Origin of the sequence: Paraburkholderia unamae (assembly GCF_003268775.1) — a bacterium.
In the GTDB taxonomy this organism is placed as follows: domain Bacteria; phylum Pseudomonadota; class Gammaproteobacteria; order Burkholderiales; family Burkholderiaceae; genus Paraburkholderia; species Paraburkholderia unamae.
The window spans coordinates 1-17,392 of record NZ_QLSU01000017.1; the positions used below are offsets into that span (position 1 = coordinate 1).

Genomic DNA, 17,392 nt, shown 5'->3' on the forward strand with positions numbered 1-17,392 from the left:
TTAAAGATCGATCGCGAAGTTGCCATTAGAACTGCTTGACTACCGGCTTCTTTCTGCGTTGCTGCGTCAGCAGCAGAGAAACGAGATTATGAAGACTGCCGGGCGATCTGTCAACAGTTTTTTTACTTCGCTTAACCTGCCGCTTAACTTCGAACCGCCCGCAGACCCAGTCGCCACAAGGCTTTCGCCTGGGCTTCCCGTCTCCCCCGCGCCTTCATCGAAAGCGCGAAAGACCGGAATTCTAGTCACGCAAGTGACATCTTGCAAGCGGTTTTTTGACGCGCTAGCAAACGGGCAAATGAAAGGCAAGTGAGAGGCAAGCGCGCCGCCGCAAGCGCACTATATAGCAGTCGTCATACCCCCTCCGGCCAGCGCCTGGCGGCCGGATCGCAGCCGCGTTCCGGCATCGCGCCCGCGCCCATCCGACGCGCCCCTGCTCCCCAATCCGATGGCGCGCACGGAACCGACTAGAATATGGGGTTCTCTGCCCCCAACTCACAGATTTATGCGCTCGCGAATCGCCAAACGCCTCCCTCCTGACGCCGACAAGCTCGTCGGCCTGTCGCTCGCCCTGTTCGCCTCGGGCAGCCGCACCGAAGACCGCTTCTGGGAGGCCAAGCTCGACACGCTGCTCGCGAAAGTCGTGCGCAACGGCAATCAGACTACGCTCGACGCCGCGCTCGATCATTTGCAGCAGAACCACCCAGACGCGTACGGCGCGCTCGCCGATATGGCCGAAACGCACAGCGAATCGTTCATCGTCGAACACGAAGGCGCGCAATATGAGGCACTGCTCGTCGCCGCGCCGGTGCTCGCCTGGACGCGCTACGTGATTCCTTCGGGTCCGCTGAAGGTCGACGCGTCCGACGCCCTGCGCACGCACCTCCAGGCCCATGTGCTCGCAAGCGGCACGCGCGTGGCGATGGCGCCTTATCTCTATAGCATCGACCAGTTGCCGCGCCACCATGTCGAGACCTGGCGGCTCGCGCAGCAGCTCTCGCAAGCGGCGCTAAGCGGCGGCCCGGCGAAGATCAGTTCGGGCGAGTTGCCCGAAACGTCGCCGATCCTCGCCGATCCGCGCTTCCTGCTTGCCGTGGTCGCCGCGCCGGTCGGCGCCCCGCTCTTTCGCTGGCAGGAAGAAGAAGGCGGCTCGCGCATCGAGCGCGGCCAGTGCCTCGAGCAGTGGGCGACCCAGGGCGGCGCGAACCTTGCCGTCGTCATGCCCGGCTGCGAGTTCGAATGCCTGCTGCCGGACGCTTATTACTCCGCCTGCCGCGACGCGGACGAACGAGTGCGCCCGCACACCATCCGCACCGCCGTGCGCTACCTGCTCGACACGATCGGCGCCGGCGCCCAGGACCTGCGCGCCGTGGTCGCGGGTTTCGGCGAACGCCGCATCGACGAATACCGCATCGGCTTCACGAAGCGCGGCAGCAATGACGTGCTGTACGGCGTGGTCTGGCCGCTCTATGGCCGCGAGAACGGCGACGCCGACATCGACGAGGAACCGACCGAGGAAAACGTGAGCAGCGGGCCGCTCGAAGAGATCGTTGCGCTGCTGAAGGAATCGGGCATCACCGACATCCGTCGCCACGCGGGCCGTTTCGAGCCGGAATATTGCGATGACTGCGGCGTGCCGCTGTATGCGGATCCACTAGGCGAGATCGTCCACGCCGAGATGCCGGAAGATGCTGAGCCCGTACAGCCACACTTCCACTAAGACAACTCCAGAATTCCTACCCGGTCCCGCCTGTGTGCGGGACTTTTTTTTGCCCTATGTCTTATGCCTTTTGGACAGGCCGCCAGCGCGCAACCTTTTTGCCATCATGGTGCTGTTGGTCTGGTTCACCGCCATATAGAAGCGGTGCGCGGTGCACAACATTTCGAGAGGCTGTCAACGAGAGGAGGGCATACCCATGCGGTTCGTTGTACTCAATCCGGACGCCGAACGGCGCGAAGGGCTCAAGGCGCTGTTAAGACAAATCGATCGTCGCGCACGCTTCAATGACGCGCCGGACTGGCGCAGCGCCGAGCGCGCAATGCAACGCTTCACGCCCAACCTCATTGCGATCGACTGGCACGACGGCATACGTGCAGGTGAGTTGCGCCACTTCGTTGCGCGGCATCGCAGCCTGCCCGTTGCGGTGCTGATCGATGGCACGGAAACACCCGTTACCGTGCGGGCGCTCATCGACGAAGGCGCGCGCGGCATCATTCGCCGCACCACGGATTCCATTCTGATCGTGAAGTTTCTCGAGCTCATCCTGCTCGGCGGCGACCATTTGCCCGCCGATGTGCTCGGCCCTTACGCGCCGTGGCCGCTGCCGCCGCGGCGCAACGCCAAGAGTGCCGCGCAAGCCCGCAAGCTGCGGCCGAAGGTCCATCTCTCGCCACGCCAGGAGCAGATCCTCCGCTGTGTCCATATGGGCAACACGAACAAGATGATCGCGCGAGCGCTAGGCATCAGCGAGGGCACGGTGAAAGTCCATCTAACAAGCATCTTTCAGCAACTCGGCGCGCCCAATCGCGCGGCGGCGGTGGCGATCTATAACGGCTTGCTTGCGAACCAGCTACAGGTGCTGCGCGCCCAGGCCGAGCGAGCGCCCAAACCGAAGCACGGCGAGCACGGCCCGGTGCCCTTGCGCACACGCGAGGCCCTGACGTTCCACTATCCGTTGCTGGCAGGCGACAGTGTGGAGCCGCTGCCCATCGCCGCGGAGCCGGACGCGCCCTACGGCGACCCGGCGCCGGCGCAGCAGGTGGTGCTGGAACAGCCTGGCGAGGCCGCTGAAAACCCCGACGAGGAAACGCCATTGCCCGCTCGCACACACGGTTTGCCTTCCAACGAGTAATATGAAGCACATGGGGTTCCTATTTACACCGCTTCCGCTCTGGGCCGCTATCGGTGCATGGATTGTCACCGTGGGTCTGCTCGCGTTCGCGCTATGGAAGAACCCCTTCAAGCGTCTTCAGGACGCAACGCTCCAGCACGTGTGGCTTGCGATCGTCGTCGCGATCTCCGTGCTGTGGGCGAGCAACGCGTGGCTCGAAGACGGCACCGTGCTGCACCTGCTCGGGGCCACGCTCGTAGTCACGCTATTCGACTGGGGGCTCGCGCTCGTCGCCATGGGCGCCGTCGTCGGGCTCGCGGCGCTGGTCTTCGACGCGACATGGGAAGGGGTCGCCCTGACCTTCCTGGTATTCGGCGCCTTTCCGGTCTTGATTTCCGCCTTGCTGCAACGCGCCTTCACGGCGTGGCTGCCGCGCAACCTCTTCATGTTCATCGTGGGCCAGGGTTTCGTGTCGCCCGCTATCGCCGTTTCTGCCGCCGCCTATCTGGCGCTCGGCACCCATGTCGCGCTCAACAGCGGCTCGGCACTCACTGTGCCGGCGGGCTATGCATTCAGCGTATTTTTGCTCGCGTCCGGCGAAGCCTGGTTCACCGGCATGGCAACGGCATTGATCGCCGTCTATCGGCCCGCGTGGGTCACCACGTATGACGTACGCCGCTATCGGCTGGGCGGCCCGCGCACCTGAGCGTCGCCTGAAATAGCACCCGGATCGATCGTCCCGCTCGCCCGCCAGCCCAAGGCACCGGGCGCGACGACAGGTCGCGATCGGGCCGCTGCCGTACGCGCGGCGCGGCGTCTGCTCCAAACACTTGTGTCAGACGCGCGAAAATAATTGTTTCCAGATTGAACTCATCCCCATCGCGCGGCATCTTACCTGGCCTGACGTCACACCCCTCTTCCGTAAGAAGCAGATGGACTGCAACCATGCATCCCGCCGGCTGCTGATCGTAGCCGGCCAACTGGCCGCGTGCGCCGCGAGCCTTATGCTCATCGCCGCGCCCGCCGCCCAAGCCGATCAACTCGATCGGCACAACGATCTCGTCACCCAGTTCGTCACCCAGATGCACGCCGATCCGCTCGTCGCGGATTGCGCGGCGCACGGCGACTTCGTCGCGAACACCTCCGCGGCGCTCGATCACGTTGAGTTCCCGCCCAGTTCGTTCGACACTGCGCACGCGAGCGTGACGCCGTGGAACGACTCGTTCGATGAAGGCAAGCAGCGCGTGAAAGTCGACACGATCGTGACCGTCGACGGTATCGGTATTCCGAAGGAAAGCGGCAACTCGCCCTACGACCTGAAGTTTCGCTGTGGCTATGTGGGCCAGCAGATGCTCGCATTCAGCTGGAACGATCCGGTGCCGCCGGCGCGCGCGCACAGCGAGCGCAGCACGGCCTCGACCGGCACCGCTCATGTGAAGGGCAAGCATTCGACGAAGAAGGCCACCAGCAAGGGTTCGAAGAAGGCGACGTCGAGCAAGTCGAGCCACAAGTCGTCGAGCAGCGGCGCAAAGCCGGCCAGCAAATCCACGACGAAGAAAACAGCTTCGAAGAAGAAGCCCGCCACGGCTCACTGAAACCACGTGCGGCCTTGAAACAAAAAGGGGGAAGCGGCCAGACTGCTTCCCCCTTTCTTCATGCGGGTGTGACTTGCGTCACCTACCCGTGTCACTTACCCGCACGCATCAGGCGAACGTTTCGACGTGATGCAGGATAGCTTGCAGCATGGCGGCGCCAAGAGCGGCGCTGCGTTCGCCGTTCCAGCCGACCCGCTCGTCAGGCAGATTGGCGTTGTCCTTGAACGGCATCTCGAGCGTGAGCGAGAGGCAGCCATAACGATGGCCGATGTACTTCGAAGCGAGCTTGAGCGCGTCTTCGCGATAACGGCTCGCCTCGTAGCCATGCTTGTCCTGAAAGTCAGGACTCGCCACCTTGAATGCCTCGATGAACGCCTTCTGCTCGACGCGCTGCTGGTCGGTAAAGCCCGGCAGCATCTCGGAGCCCGCGACGAACACATAAGGCAGCGTCTCGTCGCCGTGAATGTCAAAGAAGAGATCGCAACCCGTCGCCTCGATCGCGTCCCGCACGGCCAGCACTTCGGGGCTGCGCTGCGCGTCCGGCTCCATCCATTCGCGGTTCAGGTTCGCGCCCACGGCATTGGTGCGCAGATTGCCGAGCACGCTGCCGTCCGGATTCATGTTGGGCACGATATGGAACACGGCGCGGTCGTAGAGCTTGCGCGCGACCGGATCGCCCGCCCAGTCGCCCCAGCCCGCCAGGCGCTTGACGAGGCCTTCCACGAACCACTCAGCCATGCTCTCGCCCGGATGCTGGCGCGCGATGATCCAGACCGTTTTCTTGGGCTTGCCGTCGGGCGCGGTGTCGCCGGGCATGCCGAGCGAAAGCAGCGACATCGGCCGGCCTTGCACGCTCTGGCCCAGTTCGGTGAGCGCCGCTTGCGGCAGCTGTTGCAGCGCACCGAGGAACTCCGCATGCCGCTCCTCGCTGTACGGCTCGAAGTACGCGTAATAGATGCTGTCGAAGTCGGGCGTGTGGTCGATCACGAACTGCTTGCCGTCGTACGTGGTCGGCACGCGGAACCAGTTCACGCGGTCGTAGCTCGCCACGGCCTGGTAGTCGCGCCAGCCTTCGGCAAACGCGCAGGCCGAGGCATTCTCGAACGTCATCACGCACCGCTCGCCGCGCACGCCCGACAAACGGAAATAGAACCACTGCGCGAATTCCGACTGGTTGTCCGCCCGCACGCGCAAGCGGATATCGTCAGCGCGTTCGCACGACAGAACCTCGATCGCGCCCGCATCGAACTGGCTGGAGATGGCAATCGTCATGGTAGTTTCCTTCCCGCTGGCCGGGTCACGTATCGTGTAGATCGGGTCGATCGGGTCAATCACTCGGCGATGCGCCGACGAAATACATAGGTCGAATCATTCGATGCGTCCGCATCGAATGCGTAGCCTTCCACATCGAACGCCTTGAGCGCCTCGGGCTCGGCGATGCGGTTCTCCACCGCATAACGCGCCATCAACCCGCGCGCGCGCTTCGCGTGGAAGCTGATGATCTTGTACCGGCCGCCCTTCCAGTCCTCGAACACGGGCGTGATGACAGGCGCCGCGAGTTGCTTCGGCTTCACGGCCTTGAAGTATTCGTTCGATGCGCAGTTCACGAGCACGCGCGCGCCGCTGGCCGCTTTCGCGTGGTTGTGCTCGATCTGCGCGTTGAGCGCGTGCGTGATGCGCTCGCCCCAGAAAGCATAGAGATCCTTGCCGCGCGCGTTTTCGAAACGCGTGCCCATTTCCAGGCGATAAGGCTGGAGCAGATCGAGCGGACGCAGCAGACCGTAGAGCCCGGAGAGCACGCGCACGTGCTGCTGCGCATAGTCGAGATCGGCCAGCGAGAGCGATTTCGCATCCAGGCCTTCGTAGACGTCGCCGTTGAACGCCAGCACGGCCTGCTTCGCATTGACCTGGCTGAACTGCTTCGACCAGTCGGCATAGCGCTGGAAGTTCAGACGCGCGAGCGGGTCGGAGATGCTCATGAGCGAGCCGATCTGCTGCGGCGAGAGGCGGCGCAGGCCGGCAATGAGTTCGGCCGCGTCGTCGACGAAATCGGGGATGGTGTGGGTTTCGATGTGCGCCGGCGTGTCATAGTCGAGCGATTTGGCCGGCGACAGAACGATTATCATAGAGGCTTGCAGGCACGAGCGTGCCGATGTTCAAAGGCGAAAGCCCGATTGTAGCGAATTCACGAATGACCGGCCTCACGCCCCCAACCTCAGCCCCCCTCTCTTGCGCCGCCGCCGCGGCGCTTCCCGTGGTACTCGACTCGAACGTCTGGCTCGATATTCTCGTGTTCGACGATCCGCACACGCGCCCGATTCGCGCGGCACTCGAGCGCGGCGCGCTCCGGGCGCTGATCGACGCACGCTGCCAGGCCGAACTGGCCCACGTGCTCGACTACCCGCAATTCGCCGGACGCGGCGTCGAGAAGGCGGACGCCCTCGCCGCGCTGGCCGCGCTCGTGGAGCCGGTCGAATTGCCCGAGTTGCCCGCCGACGTGCGGCCCCTGCCGCAATGCCGCGACCGCGACGACCAGAAGTTTCTCGAACTCACGCGCGCAAGCGGCGCGCAGTGGCTCGTCTCGAAAGATCGCGCGGTGCTCAAGCTTGCGCGGCGCGTGGCGCGCGACTTCGGCTTTCGCATCGCGACACCCGACGTGTTTGTCGCCGAATGCGTGCCAGGCGCCACGGTAGCGGCGCAGGCCTAATAGCCTGATAAAGCGAGCGCGCCCGCCCTGCGCCCCGCAGCCGCGCCGATTTGCCTACAATCAACCTTTCCCGTTCCCACGTCCCTTGACCGCCCGCGACATGAACGCACCGCATCCCACGCAGAATTCGCAGGACACCCTGCTCACGCCCTCTTTTCCGTCGCGTCTGCCCAATGTCGGCACGACGATCTTCACCGTGATGAGCGCGCTCGCCGCCGAAAAGGGCGCGGTGAACCTGGGCCAGGGCTTTCCCGACTTCGATTGCGACACGCGCATCGTCGACGCGGTCGCGCAAGCCATGCGCGAGGGCCACAACCAGTACCCGCCGATGGCGGGCGTCGGCGCGCTGCGCGAGGCGATCGCGGACAAGATCGAGCAGGTGTACGGCCGCCGCTACGACGCCAACAGCGAGATCACCGTAACGGCGGGCGCCACGCAGGCCCTGCTCACGGTGATTCTCGCGACCGTGCACGCAGGCGACGAAGTGATCGTGGTCGAACCGACCTACGACAGCTATCTGCCGTCGATCGAGCTGGCAGGCGGCAAGCCCGTGTTCGTGACGCTCGAAGCGCCCGACTACGCGATTCCGTTCGACCGCCTCGCCGCGGCCATCACGCCGAAAACGCGCCTCATCCTCATCAACACGCCCCACAATCCGACGGGCACGGTGTGGCGCGCCGAGGACATGAAGAAGCTCGAAGATATCGTGCGCGGCACCAACGTGCTGATCCTCTCGGACGAGGTGTACGAGCACATGGTCTACGACGGCCAGCCGCACGAGAGCGTGGCGCGCTACCCCGAACTGGCCGCGCGCAGCTTTATCGTGTCGAGCTTCGGCAAGACCTATCACGTAACGGGCTGGAAGGTGGGCTATGTGGCCGCGCCCGCGCCGCTCACGGCGGAGTTCCGCAAGGTGCACCAGTTCAACGTGTTCACCGTGAACACGCCAATGCAGTACGGCCTCGCGCAATACCTGCGCGATCCGAAGCCGTATCTGGAACTGCCCGCGTTCTATCAGAAAAAGCGCGACTTCTTCCGCGCCGGTCTCGCCAACACGCGCTTCAAGCTGCTGCCGTGCACCGGCACCTACTTCCAGTGCGTGGACTATTCGGCGATCAGCGATCTGCCCGAGGCGGAATTCTCGAAGTGGCTCACGACGGAAATCGGCGTGGCCGCCATTCCTGTGTCGGCGTTCTATCACGAGCCGCACGAATCGGGCGTCGTGCGCTTTTGCTTCGCCAAGCAGGAGAGCACGCTCGCGACCGCGCTCGAGCGGCTCGCCCGGCTCTGACGTCCTTGTGCGCGCGATGAATCCGCGAACGGCAAAGCGTTCCCGATCATCGCGCGCAGTTTCGCCGCGCTTACGCGCTCGCTTCGATGTACGCCTTGCGGTCGGCGTTGACGCGCTGCGCCGTTGCCCGCTCGCCGATCAGCTTGATATACGACTTCCAGTCGATGCCCGCATCGGCGAGGAAGTCACTGCCATAGACCGCCTGCGTCGCGCGGCCCACGAGCGGCAGGCTCACGAACGCCGCCGCATCCACCACGCCGAACTGCTCGCCCGCCACGTAAGGCGCGAACTTCGCGAGCCGCTTGAAGCTCGCCACATAGCGGCGCAGACGCTTCTCCATCGCGGCCTTGACCTCGTCGCTCGCCTTGCCGCCGAAGAACGCCTCGCCGTAAAGCTCACGCGCGTTGAGTTCGAGGTGCGTCTCGATGAACGTGATGAGCTCGCGCTCTTTCGCGGCCTGCCACGGGTCCGCCGCGAAAATGCGCTTGTCCGGAAAGCGCGCCGCCAGATACTCGACGATCACTGCCGACTCGCACAGAAAACCCTGTTCGGTTTCGATAAACGGCACCTTGCCGCCCGGCGACTGCGCGAGCAGCGCCTCGTCGAGCGGCAGTTTCGTTATCACCTCCTCGAACGGAATGTCATGCTCGAGCAACAGGAGCTTGACCTTGTTGTAGTAGTTCGAGAGCGCGAAACCATGCAGCTTGATCATCCTCATTGCCTCCTTGAAAGCGGCGCTACGCGTGGCGGCGCCGCCGAACCATTTTCATAAAATTGTACGACCGTGCTATTCTAGGCCAATCATGGAGCCAGGCTTCCAATGACTTCACATCATTTCAACATTGAGACAATCGGCATCGTCGGCACCGGCGCAATGGGCCGCGGCATCGCCCAGATCGCCGCGCAGGCGCGCCTTGCGGTGCGCCTCTACGATACGAACCCCCAGGCCATCGCCGCCGCGCGCGACTATCTCGCCGACACCTTCGCGAAACTCGCGGCAAAAGGCAAGCTCGACGAGCCCGCCGCCAAGGCCGCGCTCGATTGCGTGAGCGGCGCGCATACGCTCGACGAACTCGCGGGCTGCGATCTCGTGATCGAGGCGATCGTCGAGAACCTCGAAGCGAAGCGCACACTCTTTCGCGAACTCGAAACCGTGGTGAGTGAGCGTTGCGTGCTCGCCTCGAACACCTCCTCATTGTCGATCACCGCCATCGCCGCCGCTTGCAGCGACCCGGCCCGCGTCGTGGGTTATCACTTCTTCAACCCCGTGCCGCTCATGAAGGTGGTCGAAGTGATCGACGGCCTGCGCAGCGACCCCGCCGCCGGCGACGCGCTGATGGCGCTCGCGCGCCGTATGGGCCACACGCCGGTGCGCGCAAAGGACATGCCGGGCTTCATCGTCAATCACGCGGGCCGCGGCATGAACACCGAAGGCCTGCGCGTGGCCGGTGAAGGCGTGGCGAGCTTCGTCGAGATCGACCGCATCATGCGCGAGCAGGCGGGCTTCCGGCTCGGGCCGTTCGAACTGCTCGACCTGACCGCACTCGACGTCTCGCATCCGGTGATGGAGTCGATCTATCACCAGTTCTATGAGGAGCCGCGCTTCACGCCCTCGCCGATTACCGGCGTGCGGCTTGCGGGCGGACTCGTCGGCCGCAAGGCAGGCGAAGGCTTCTATCGCTATGTCGACGGCAAGCAGCAGGCACCCGACGAACCGGCCGCGCCCACCGCCCTGCCCGCGCGCGTGTGGGTGAGCCGCCGCCACACCGCCGCGCGTGACGCCGTGATCGCGCTCGCCGCGCAAGCGGGTGTGCTCGTGGACGATGCCGAGACGCCCGCCGCCGACGCGCTGATCGTGGTCGCGCCGCTCGGTCTCGACGCCACGACCGCCGCGCTCGACGAGCAACTCGACGCGCGCCGCGTCGTCGCCATCGACGCGCTGTTCCCGCTCGACACCGCGAAGCGCCGCACGCTGATGACGACGCCCGCGACCACGCGCGCCTCGCGCGACGCCGGCCACGCGCTCTTCGCCGCCGACGGCGTGCCCGTCACGGTGATCCGCGATTCGACGGGCTTCGTCGCGCAGCGCATCGTCGCGACCATCGTCAACATCGGCTGCGACATCGCCCAAAAGCAGATCGCCACGCCGCGCGATATCGACCTCGCGGTCACGCTCGGCCTGGGCTACCCGCGCGGCCCGCTCGCGCTCGGCGACGCGCTGGGTGCGCGCACGATCCTCACGATCCTGCGCAATATCCACACCGTGCTCGGCGATCCGCGCTATCGCCCTTCGCCATGGCTCGCGCGCCGCGCGCAGCTCGGCCTTTCGCTGACGCACGCAGAAGCATCCGAAGCAACCGACATCAACGCATCGAACGAGGCACCGCAATGAGCGCCGAACTCCGCAGCACCCGCCCGCAAGGTCACGAATCGACACTCGTTCTTACGCTGTCGAACCCGGGCGCGCGCAACGCGCTGCACCCCGACATGTACGCCGCCGCTATCGAGGCCTTCGACGCCGCCGAGCGCGATTCGTCGCTGCGCGCGATCGTCCTCACCGGCGCGGACAACTTCTTCTGCGCGGGCGGCAATCTGAACCGCCTGCTGGAAAACCGCGCGAAGGATCCGTCTGTGCAGGCCGCCAGCATCGACATGCTGGCCGCGTGGGTCACGGCCATGCGCCAGTCGAGCAAGCCGATCATCGCGGCCGTGGAAGGCGCGGCCGCCGGCGCGGGCTTTTCGCTCGCGCTCGCCGCCGACCTGCTCGTCGCCGCCGACGACGCGAAGTTCGTGATGGCCTATTCGCGCGTGGGCCTCACGCCCGACGGCGGCGGCTCGTGGTTTCTCGCCCGCTCGCTGCCACGCTCGCTCGCGTTCGAACTGATGGTCGAAGGCAAGCCGATTGGCGCGGCGCGTCTCGCCGAGCTTGGCGTCGTGAACCGGCTAGCGAAGCCGCAAGCGGCGCTCGACACGGCACTAGCCTGGGCCGACGAGCTCGCGAAGATCTCGCCCAACTCGGTGGCGCGCATCAAGGGCCTCACGAACGGGGCGGACACGCAGCCGCTCGAAACGCAACTCGCCTCCGAACGTGACAGCTTCGTCGCGTCGCTGCACCACCGCGACGGCCTCGAAGGCATTTCGGCGTTCCTCGAGAAACGCGCCCCCGTCTACAAGTAAAACGCGAGACCGACACGCCCATGAGCGAATACCAGTTGCCCAAGCGCCGCCGCATTTATCTGATGCGGCACGGCGACGTCACCTACTTCGACGACTCGGGTCGCGCGATCGACCCCGACACCGTGCCGCTCAACGAGAACGGCCGCACCCAGGCAAGCGCGGCGGGCGTGGCGTTCGCCTCACAGGGCGTGCGCTTCGATCGTGTGATCGTGAGCGGCTTGCGCCGCACGGTCGAAACCGCGCAGCACGTGCTCGCGGCAACGGGCCAGTCGGTCGAACTCGAAGTGCAGCGCGCGTGGGAGGAGATTCGCGGCGGGCGCCTCGCCTCGATTACACCCGTCGAAGTCGGCGATGCGTTCCTGCGCGTGTTCGACGGCATCGTGCCCGAAGACACGCGCTTTCTGGGCGGCGAGACCATCGGCGAGCTGCTCGACCGCGTGCTGCCGGCGCTGGGCGCGCTGCGTGACGATCCCGCATGGGACACGGTGCTGCTCGTGCTGCACGGCGGCGTGAACCGCGCGATTCTCTCGCACGCGATCACGGCGGGCGGCCGCACGTTCTTCGGCCATCTCGCGCAGGCCACGGGCTGCGTCAACGCGCTCGATGTCGGCAGCGCGCCACGCGACTGGGTCGTGCGCACGCTCAACTACGCGCCGCCCTCGCCGCTGCACAGCGAGGTCCGCAACACGACGATGGAGATGCTTTACGCGCAGTACCTGCGTTATCGACCGGGCGCGTAGCGCGCGGCGGCCCACAGGAGACACACGAGAAGGGAGACAACGATGGCGCAAGCCACCCCGGATGGAGACACGAAGGACAACGCGCAAACGCGCACCGACTACTCGGTGTTCGAAGGCACGCGCCCGGTTGCCGAGCGACAGCGCTTCGACGCCGGCGCGCTCGCCGCCTGGCTCACGGCCCACGTGGAAGGCTTCGAGGGCCCGCTCACGGTCGAGCAGTTCGCGGGCGGCCAGTCGAACCCCACGTTCAAGCTCGTCACGCCCGGCCGCACCTACGTCATGCGCGCCAAGCCTGGTCCGAAGGCGAAGCTGCTGCCTTCGGCGCACGCGATCGAGCGCGAATACCGGGTGATGGACGCGCTGGCCGCGACCGATGTGCCCGTTGCGAAGATGCTCGCGCTCTGCGACGACGAAGCCGTGATCGGCCGCGCGTTCTATGTGATGGAGTTCGTCGAGGGCCGCGTGCTCTGGGACCAGTCGCTGCCCGGCATGACACGCGAAGCACGCGGCGCGATCTACGACGAGATGAACCGCGTGATCGCCGCGCTCCACAACGTGAAGCCCGAGGCGGTGGGTCTTGCCGACTATGGCAAGCCCGGCAATTATTTCGCACGCCAGATCGATCGCTGGAGCCGCCAGTATCAGGCCTCCGAAACGGAGCGTATCGACGCGATGCATCACCTGATCGCGTGGCTGCCGCAGCACATGCCCGACGAAACCGGCGACGGCGGCGCGCGCGTCTCGGTCGTGCACGGCGACTACCGGCTCGACAACCTGATCTTCCACCCGAGCGAGCCGCGCGTGCTGGCCGTGCTCGACTGGGAACTCTCCACGCTCGGCGACCCGCTCGCCGACTTTTCCTATCACTGCATGGCGTGGCACGTCGATCCCGCGCAGTTCCGCGGCATCGCGGGGCTCGACTGGCAGGCGCTCGGCATTCCCGACGAAGCGCATTACGTGCAGCGCTATCAGGCGCGCACCGGTCTCGAGATTCGCGGCGACTGGAACTTCTACCTCGCATACAACATGTTCCGGATCGCGGCGATCCTTCAGGGCATCATGAAACGCGTGGTGGACGGCACGGCCGCGAGCGCCCAGGCCATCGACGCCGGCCGGCGCGCCCGACCGATGGCCGAACTCGCGTGGCGCTACGCGCAGAAGGTTCGCTGAAACTCATTCGAGCACGACGCCCTCTTCCTCTTCATAGTCATTGCATCGCATTGCGAGGCCACCGATGAATTTCGATTACTCCCCGAAAGTGCAGGCGCTGCGCGAGAAGCTGCTCGCGTTTTTCGACGAACATATCTATCCGAACGAAGCCGTATTCCACGAGGAAATCGAGCGCAATCGTGCGGACGGCAACCCGTGGGTGCCCACGCAAATCGTCGAGCAACTCAAGGAGAAGGCGCGCGAAGCGGGCCTGTGGAACCTGTTCCTGCCCGCCTCGGAGCGCGGCGCGGGCCTCACGAACCTCGAATACGCGCCGCTGTGCGAAATCATGGGCCGCGTGCACTGGGCGCCCGAAGTGTTCAATTGCAGCGCGCCCGACACCGGCAACATGGAGACGATCGAGCGCTACGGCAGCGAAGCGCACAAGCAGCAATGGCTCGCGCCGCTGCTGCAAGGCCAGATCCGCTCGGCGTTCCTGATGACCGAGCCCGACGTGGCCTCATCGGATGCGACCAACATCCAGACGCGCATCGAGCGCGATGGCGACGAGTACGTGATCAACGGCACGAAGTGGTGGTCCTCGGGAGCGGGCGACCCGCGCTGCGCGATCTACATCGTGATGGGCAAGACCGATCCCGACGCACCGCGCCATGCGCAGCAGTCGATGATCCTCGTGCCCTCGGACACCGCCGGCATCACCGTGCGCCGCCCGCTCACCGTATTCGGCTACGACGACGCGCCGCACGGCCACATGGAGATCAAGCTCGACAACGTGCGCGTGCCCGCCTCGAACATTCTGCTCGGTGAGGGCCGCGGCTTCGAGATCGCGCAGGGGCGGCTCGGGCCCGGCCGCATCCATCACTGCATGCGCCTGATCGGCCTGGCCGAACGCGCGCTCGAATGCATGGCGAAGCGCGCCCTCTCGCGCGTGGCGTTCGGCAAGGCGGTCGCCCAGCAAACCGTCACGCAGGAGCGCATTGCCGAGGCGCGCTGCATGATCGAGCAGGCGCGCCTGCTCACGCTCAAGACCGCGTACATGATGGACACCGTGGGCAACAAGGGCGCGCGCGGCGAAATCGCCATGATCAAGGTGGTGGCGCCGAACATGGCCTGCCAGGTGATCGACTGGGCGATCCAGGTGCACGGCGCGGCGGGCGTGAGCGGCGACTTCCCGCTGGCTTACGCGTACGCCTCGGCGCGCACGCTGCGTTTCGCCGACGGCCCCGACGAAGTGCACCGCAACGCCATCGCCAAGCTCGAACTCGCGCGCTACATGGACGCGGGTGCGGCCTCGCGCGTGGAGATGCCGGTTACGCGGTCGTAAGCAGGTCAACGTGCGGTTGCATCGGGCACGGCCTTCGCGTCACGCGAAGCGGCCCGATGCAGTGCGAGGCGCTCGTCACGGTTGCACGGTGAGTGCCTTCACCACCATGGCCAGCGTGCGGCGCCGGATCCACCCGCTCGATGCGCGAATGGCGAACCAGTAGGGCGTCATCATCGCTTTCGTGCGCCACGATGGACAATGGACGAATGTTTCGGTCACAAGGCGCGCATTCCCCTGCCCCAACGTCGCCACGCGAAAACGCAAAACCAGTTTCGCGACATCGGGGCGCACGAGCGCCGCGAATGCGTCGGCATCGGCCACTTCCAGCAGCCCGAAATCGGGCCGCCAGAAGCGACCCGCGAGCCCGAGCGAGAGTTCGTGGTCATCGCGCTGAAGCAGCGTGAACGTGCCGAAGCCGAAGGACACGTACGGCTTCGCGTGCATGCGCCGGACGAGGCGATCTGGCCACTCGCGCAGATGAAGGAGCCCATCGATGACCGGATCGGAGCGCATATCGAGACTCGCGACGGCATCGATAATGTGCGCTGACGAGGCCCCGGCTACCGGCGCTTCATGGCGCTCATAAAACGTATGACTGGGCAGAAAACGTGTCAAAGGCGTCGCTTGCTCGACCATCACAGACCTTGTGCGAACCACTGTGTTTGAACGATAAACGCCATGATGCCAGTCAGCGGCGCAGAAGGAACCCATGAGGCGATTGAGGTCACTGGAGCACGCTCAGCGCCGCCCCCCGATCTATGCTAATTTGCGCCAGATCCGGCGTCGCGCCAGGTGTCGCGGCGCCCTCCCTCACTGGTGCCAAGGAGCCACGATGATCGATGTCTACAGCTGGGCCACGCCGAACGGTCACAAAGTCCATATCATGCTCGAGGAAACCGGCCTCGAGTACCGCGTGCATCCGGTCGATATTGGCGCCGGCGACCAGTTCAAGCCCGAATTCCTCGCCATCAGCCCGAACAACAAGATTCCCGCCATCACCGACTCCGAAGGCCCGCGCCGGGCAGACGGCGAGCCGTTCTCGCTGTTCGAGTCGGGCGCGATCCTGATCTATCTCGCCGCGAAAACGGGCCGCTTCATGCCCGAAGATCTCGCCGCGCGCTACGACGTGCTGCAATGGGTGATGTTCCAGATGGGCGGCCTCGGGCCGATGCTCGGCCAGGCGCACCACTTCCGCATCTACGCGCCCGAGAAGATCGACTACGCGGTCAATCGCTATACGAACGAGGCGAAGCGCCTCTACAACGTGATGGAAACGCAGCTCGAAAAGACCGAGTATCTGGCGGGCGACGAGTACACCATCGCCGACATCGCCGCGTTCCCGTGGACGCGCTCCTGGCAGAACCAGGGCGTCGATCTCGACGCGCTGCCCAACGTGAAGCGCTGGCACGAAGCGATCGCAGCGCGTCCGGCGGTCAAGCGCGGCGTCGAGGTGCTCGCGAACGCGCGCAAGCCGCTGATGGACGACAAGGCGAAGGAAATGCTGTTCGGCGCGACCCAGTACGCGAAGCACGCGGCAGGTTGATCGCCGCGCGGTAAAAACAAGGGGCGCCCGCCTTGCAGCGGAGCGCCCCTTTTTATTGCGCGCGCAACCTTCCTAGAAGTAGTGGCGCGTAATGAATTCGGCCACGCAAGCGGGCCGCTCGCCGCCCTCGCGCTCGATGCTCACATCCCACACGACCTGTACGCCTCCGCCTTCCACGTCGCTCGCTTCCTTCACCGCGATCCGCGCGCGCACCTTCGCGCCCACCGGCACCGGCTGCGTGAAGCGCACGCGATTCAGGCCGTAGTTCACGCCCATGCGCTGGCGCATATGCAGCGTCTCGCCGAGCAGCGCGGGAATGAGCGAGAGCGTGAGGAAGCCGTGCGCGATCGGGCCGCCGAACGGCGACTCGCGGCGCGCGCGTTCCGCGTCGATATGAATCCACTGGTGATCGCCCGTGGCATCGGCAAAACCCTGCACGTCCGCTTCAGTCACCACGCGCCAGCCGCTCACGAGCGCGGGCGCGCCGATCAGCGCGCGCAACGCGGCTGCGTCGGCGATCTGCATCACGTCACTTTCGCTCATGATGCGGCCCCCGGATGGCGAAGGCCGAACAGCGCCTTCGAGCGCACCGTCACGATCAGTTCGCCATGCTGGTTGTGCCCTTCCCACAGCGTTTCGACGATGCCGCGATCGGGCTTGCTCTGCGACACGCGCTTGCTCACGACCGTATTCGTCATCGTGAGCGTGTCGCCCACGCGCGTGGGCTTGAGCCAGCGGATCTCGTCGACACCGGGTGAACCCATCGACGTGGAGTCCCTCAGGAAGTTGCGCACGAGCATGCCCATCATGATCGAGCAGGTGTGCCAGCCGCTCGCGACGAGCCCGCCGAACATCGACGCTTCGCCCGCCGCTTCGCTCAGGTGGAACGGCTGCGGATCGAACTGCTCCGCGAACTGCACCACCTCGTCGCGCCCGAACGTGTGCGAACCGATCACATAGCGCTTGCCGACTTCAAGATCTTCGTAACTCAGGCCCATCCCAGACTCTCCGCTT

Annotated in this window: 18 protein-coding genes; 12 read left to right on the forward strand and 6 right to left on the reverse strand. The window is 65.4% G+C overall.

Annotation, left to right across the window (positions count from 1 at the left end):
* Positions 1 to 505: 505 nt before the first annotated feature.
* The 4 genes from C7401_RS25610 to C7401_RS25625 all read left to right on the forward strand — a co-directional run bounded on the left by C7401_RS25610 (position 506) and on the right by C7401_RS25625 (position 4,426).
* Complete coding sequence (locus C7401_RS25610) at positions 506 to 1,720, forward strand: DUF2863 family protein (protein WP_112174236.1); 1,215 nt, start codon at positions 506 to 508, stop codon at positions 1,718 to 1,720.
* Between the two features lie 196 nt (positions 1,721 to 1,916).
* Positions 1,917 to 2,852 carry a helix-turn-helix transcriptional regulator gene (locus C7401_RS25615; protein ID WP_112174237.1) on the forward strand — a complete coding sequence of 312 codons (936 nt, stop codon included), beginning with the start codon at positions 1,917 to 1,919 and terminating at the stop codon, positions 2,850 to 2,852.
* Between the two features lie 10 nt (positions 2,853 to 2,862).
* Complete coding sequence (locus tag C7401_RS25620; RefSeq protein ID WP_112174365.1) at positions 2,863 to 3,537, forward strand: energy-coupling factor ABC transporter permease; 675 nt, start codon at positions 2,863 to 2,865, stop codon at positions 3,535 to 3,537.
* Between the two features lie 226 nt (positions 3,538 to 3,763).
* Positions 3,764 to 4,426: a BspC domain-containing protein gene (locus tag C7401_RS25625; RefSeq protein WP_112174238.1), complete on the forward strand. Its 663-nt coding sequence runs from the start codon at positions 3,764 to 3,766 to the stop codon at positions 4,424 to 4,426.
* Positions 4,427 to 4,534: 108 nt separating this feature from the next.
* Here C7401_RS25625 and C7401_RS25630 read toward each other — a convergent pair whose 3' ends face one another.
* Together C7401_RS25630 and yaaA are read right to left on the reverse strand one after the other, a co-directional pair.
* On the reverse strand, positions 4,535 to 5,698 hold the full coding sequence (locus C7401_RS25630) for a M14 family metallopeptidase (RefSeq protein ID WP_112174239.1): 1,164 nt from the start codon (positions 5,696 to 5,698) through the stop codon (positions 4,535 to 4,537).
* A 59-nt stretch (positions 5,699 to 5,757) separates the two neighbouring features.
* Positions 5,758 to 6,552, reverse strand: coding sequence for a peroxide stress protein YaaA (gene yaaA / locus C7401_RS25635; protein WP_112174240.1), 795 nt, complete (start codon positions 6,550 to 6,552; stop codon positions 5,758 to 5,760).
* Between the two features lie 65 nt (positions 6,553 to 6,617).
* Between yaaA and C7401_RS25640 the strand changes: the two genes are divergently transcribed.
* Both C7401_RS25640 and C7401_RS25645 read left to right on the forward strand, forming a co-directional pair.
* Positions 6,618 to 7,133 (forward strand): putative toxin-antitoxin system toxin component, PIN family, encoded by a 516-nt coding sequence (locus C7401_RS25640; RefSeq protein ID WP_112174366.1) that lies wholly within the window; start codon positions 6,618 to 6,620, stop codon positions 7,131 to 7,133.
* A 100-nt stretch (positions 7,134 to 7,233) separates the two neighbouring features.
* Positions 7,234 to 8,424 carry a pyridoxal phosphate-dependent aminotransferase gene (locus tag C7401_RS25645; protein WP_112174241.1) on the forward strand — a complete coding sequence of 397 codons (1,191 nt, stop codon included), beginning with the start codon at positions 7,234 to 7,236 and terminating at the stop codon, positions 8,422 to 8,424.
* Positions 8,425 to 8,494: 70 nt separating this feature from the next.
* Here the strand turns inward: C7401_RS25645 and C7401_RS25650 are convergent, their stop codons facing one another.
* Positions 8,495 to 9,136: a glutathione S-transferase family protein gene (locus C7401_RS25650; RefSeq protein ID WP_112174242.1), complete on the reverse strand. Its 642-nt coding sequence runs from the start codon at positions 9,134 to 9,136 to the stop codon at positions 8,495 to 8,497.
* A gap of 108 nt (positions 9,137 to 9,244) precedes the next feature.
* On the opposite strand from C7401_RS25650, the gene C7401_RS25655 reads away from it, so the two are divergent.
* From C7401_RS25655 to C7401_RS25675, 5 genes are all read left to right on the forward strand, one after another.
* The gene (locus C7401_RS25655; RefSeq protein ID WP_112174243.1) at positions 9,245 to 10,816 is read left to right on the forward strand and encodes a 3-hydroxyacyl-CoA dehydrogenase; all 1,572 of its coding nucleotides are present in this window, start codon (positions 9,245 to 9,247) and stop codon (positions 10,814 to 10,816) included.
* The gene (locus C7401_RS25660; RefSeq protein ID WP_112174244.1) at positions 10,813 to 11,601 is read left to right on the forward strand and encodes an oxepin-CoA hydrolase, alternative type; all 789 of its coding nucleotides are present in this window, start codon (positions 10,813 to 10,815) and stop codon (positions 11,599 to 11,601) included. The genes C7401_RS25655 and C7401_RS25660 overlap by 4 nt, the downstream gene beginning before the upstream one ends.
* A gap of 20 nt (positions 11,602 to 11,621) precedes the next feature.
* Entirely contained in the window at positions 11,622 to 12,341 is a 720-nt protein-coding gene (locus tag C7401_RS25665; protein ID WP_112174245.1) for a histidine phosphatase family protein, read from the forward strand.
* A 42-nt stretch (positions 12,342 to 12,383) separates the two neighbouring features.
* The gene (locus C7401_RS25670; RefSeq protein WP_112174246.1) at positions 12,384 to 13,511 is read left to right on the forward strand and encodes a phosphotransferase; all 1,128 of its coding nucleotides are present in this window, start codon (positions 12,384 to 12,386) and stop codon (positions 13,509 to 13,511) included.
* 64 nt (positions 13,512 to 13,575) lie between these two features.
* Positions 13,576 to 14,835: an acyl-CoA dehydrogenase gene (locus C7401_RS25675; RefSeq protein ID WP_112174247.1), complete on the forward strand. Its 1,260-nt coding sequence runs from the start codon at positions 13,576 to 13,578 to the stop codon at positions 14,833 to 14,835.
* 75 nt (positions 14,836 to 14,910) lie between these two features.
* Here C7401_RS25675 and C7401_RS25680 read toward each other — a convergent pair whose 3' ends face one another.
* Complete coding sequence (locus tag C7401_RS25680; RefSeq protein WP_112174248.1) at positions 14,911 to 15,471, reverse strand: hypothetical protein; 561 nt, start codon at positions 15,469 to 15,471, stop codon at positions 14,911 to 14,913.
* 196 nt (positions 15,472 to 15,667) lie between these two features.
* Here C7401_RS25680 and C7401_RS25685 point away from each other — a divergent pair, with 196 nt between their 5' ends.
* Positions 15,668 to 16,378: a glutathione binding-like protein gene (locus C7401_RS25685; protein ID WP_112174249.1), complete on the forward strand. Its 711-nt coding sequence runs from the start codon at positions 15,668 to 15,670 to the stop codon at positions 16,376 to 16,378.
* Positions 16,379 to 16,450: 72 nt separating this feature from the next.
* Here the strand turns inward: C7401_RS25685 and C7401_RS25690 are convergent, their stop codons facing one another.
* Together C7401_RS25690 and C7401_RS25695 are read right to left on the reverse strand one after the other, a co-directional pair.
* Positions 16,451 to 16,921 (reverse strand): MaoC family dehydratase, encoded by a 471-nt coding sequence (locus C7401_RS25690; RefSeq protein ID WP_112174250.1) that lies wholly within the window; start codon positions 16,919 to 16,921, stop codon positions 16,451 to 16,453.
* Positions 16,918 to 17,376 (reverse strand): MaoC family dehydratase, encoded by a 459-nt coding sequence (locus tag C7401_RS25695; protein WP_112174251.1) that lies wholly within the window; start codon positions 17,374 to 17,376, stop codon positions 16,918 to 16,920. Before C7401_RS25695 ends, C7401_RS25690 begins: the two co-directional genes overlap by 4 nt.
* Between the last annotated feature and the right edge of the window lie 16 nt (positions 17,377 to 17,392).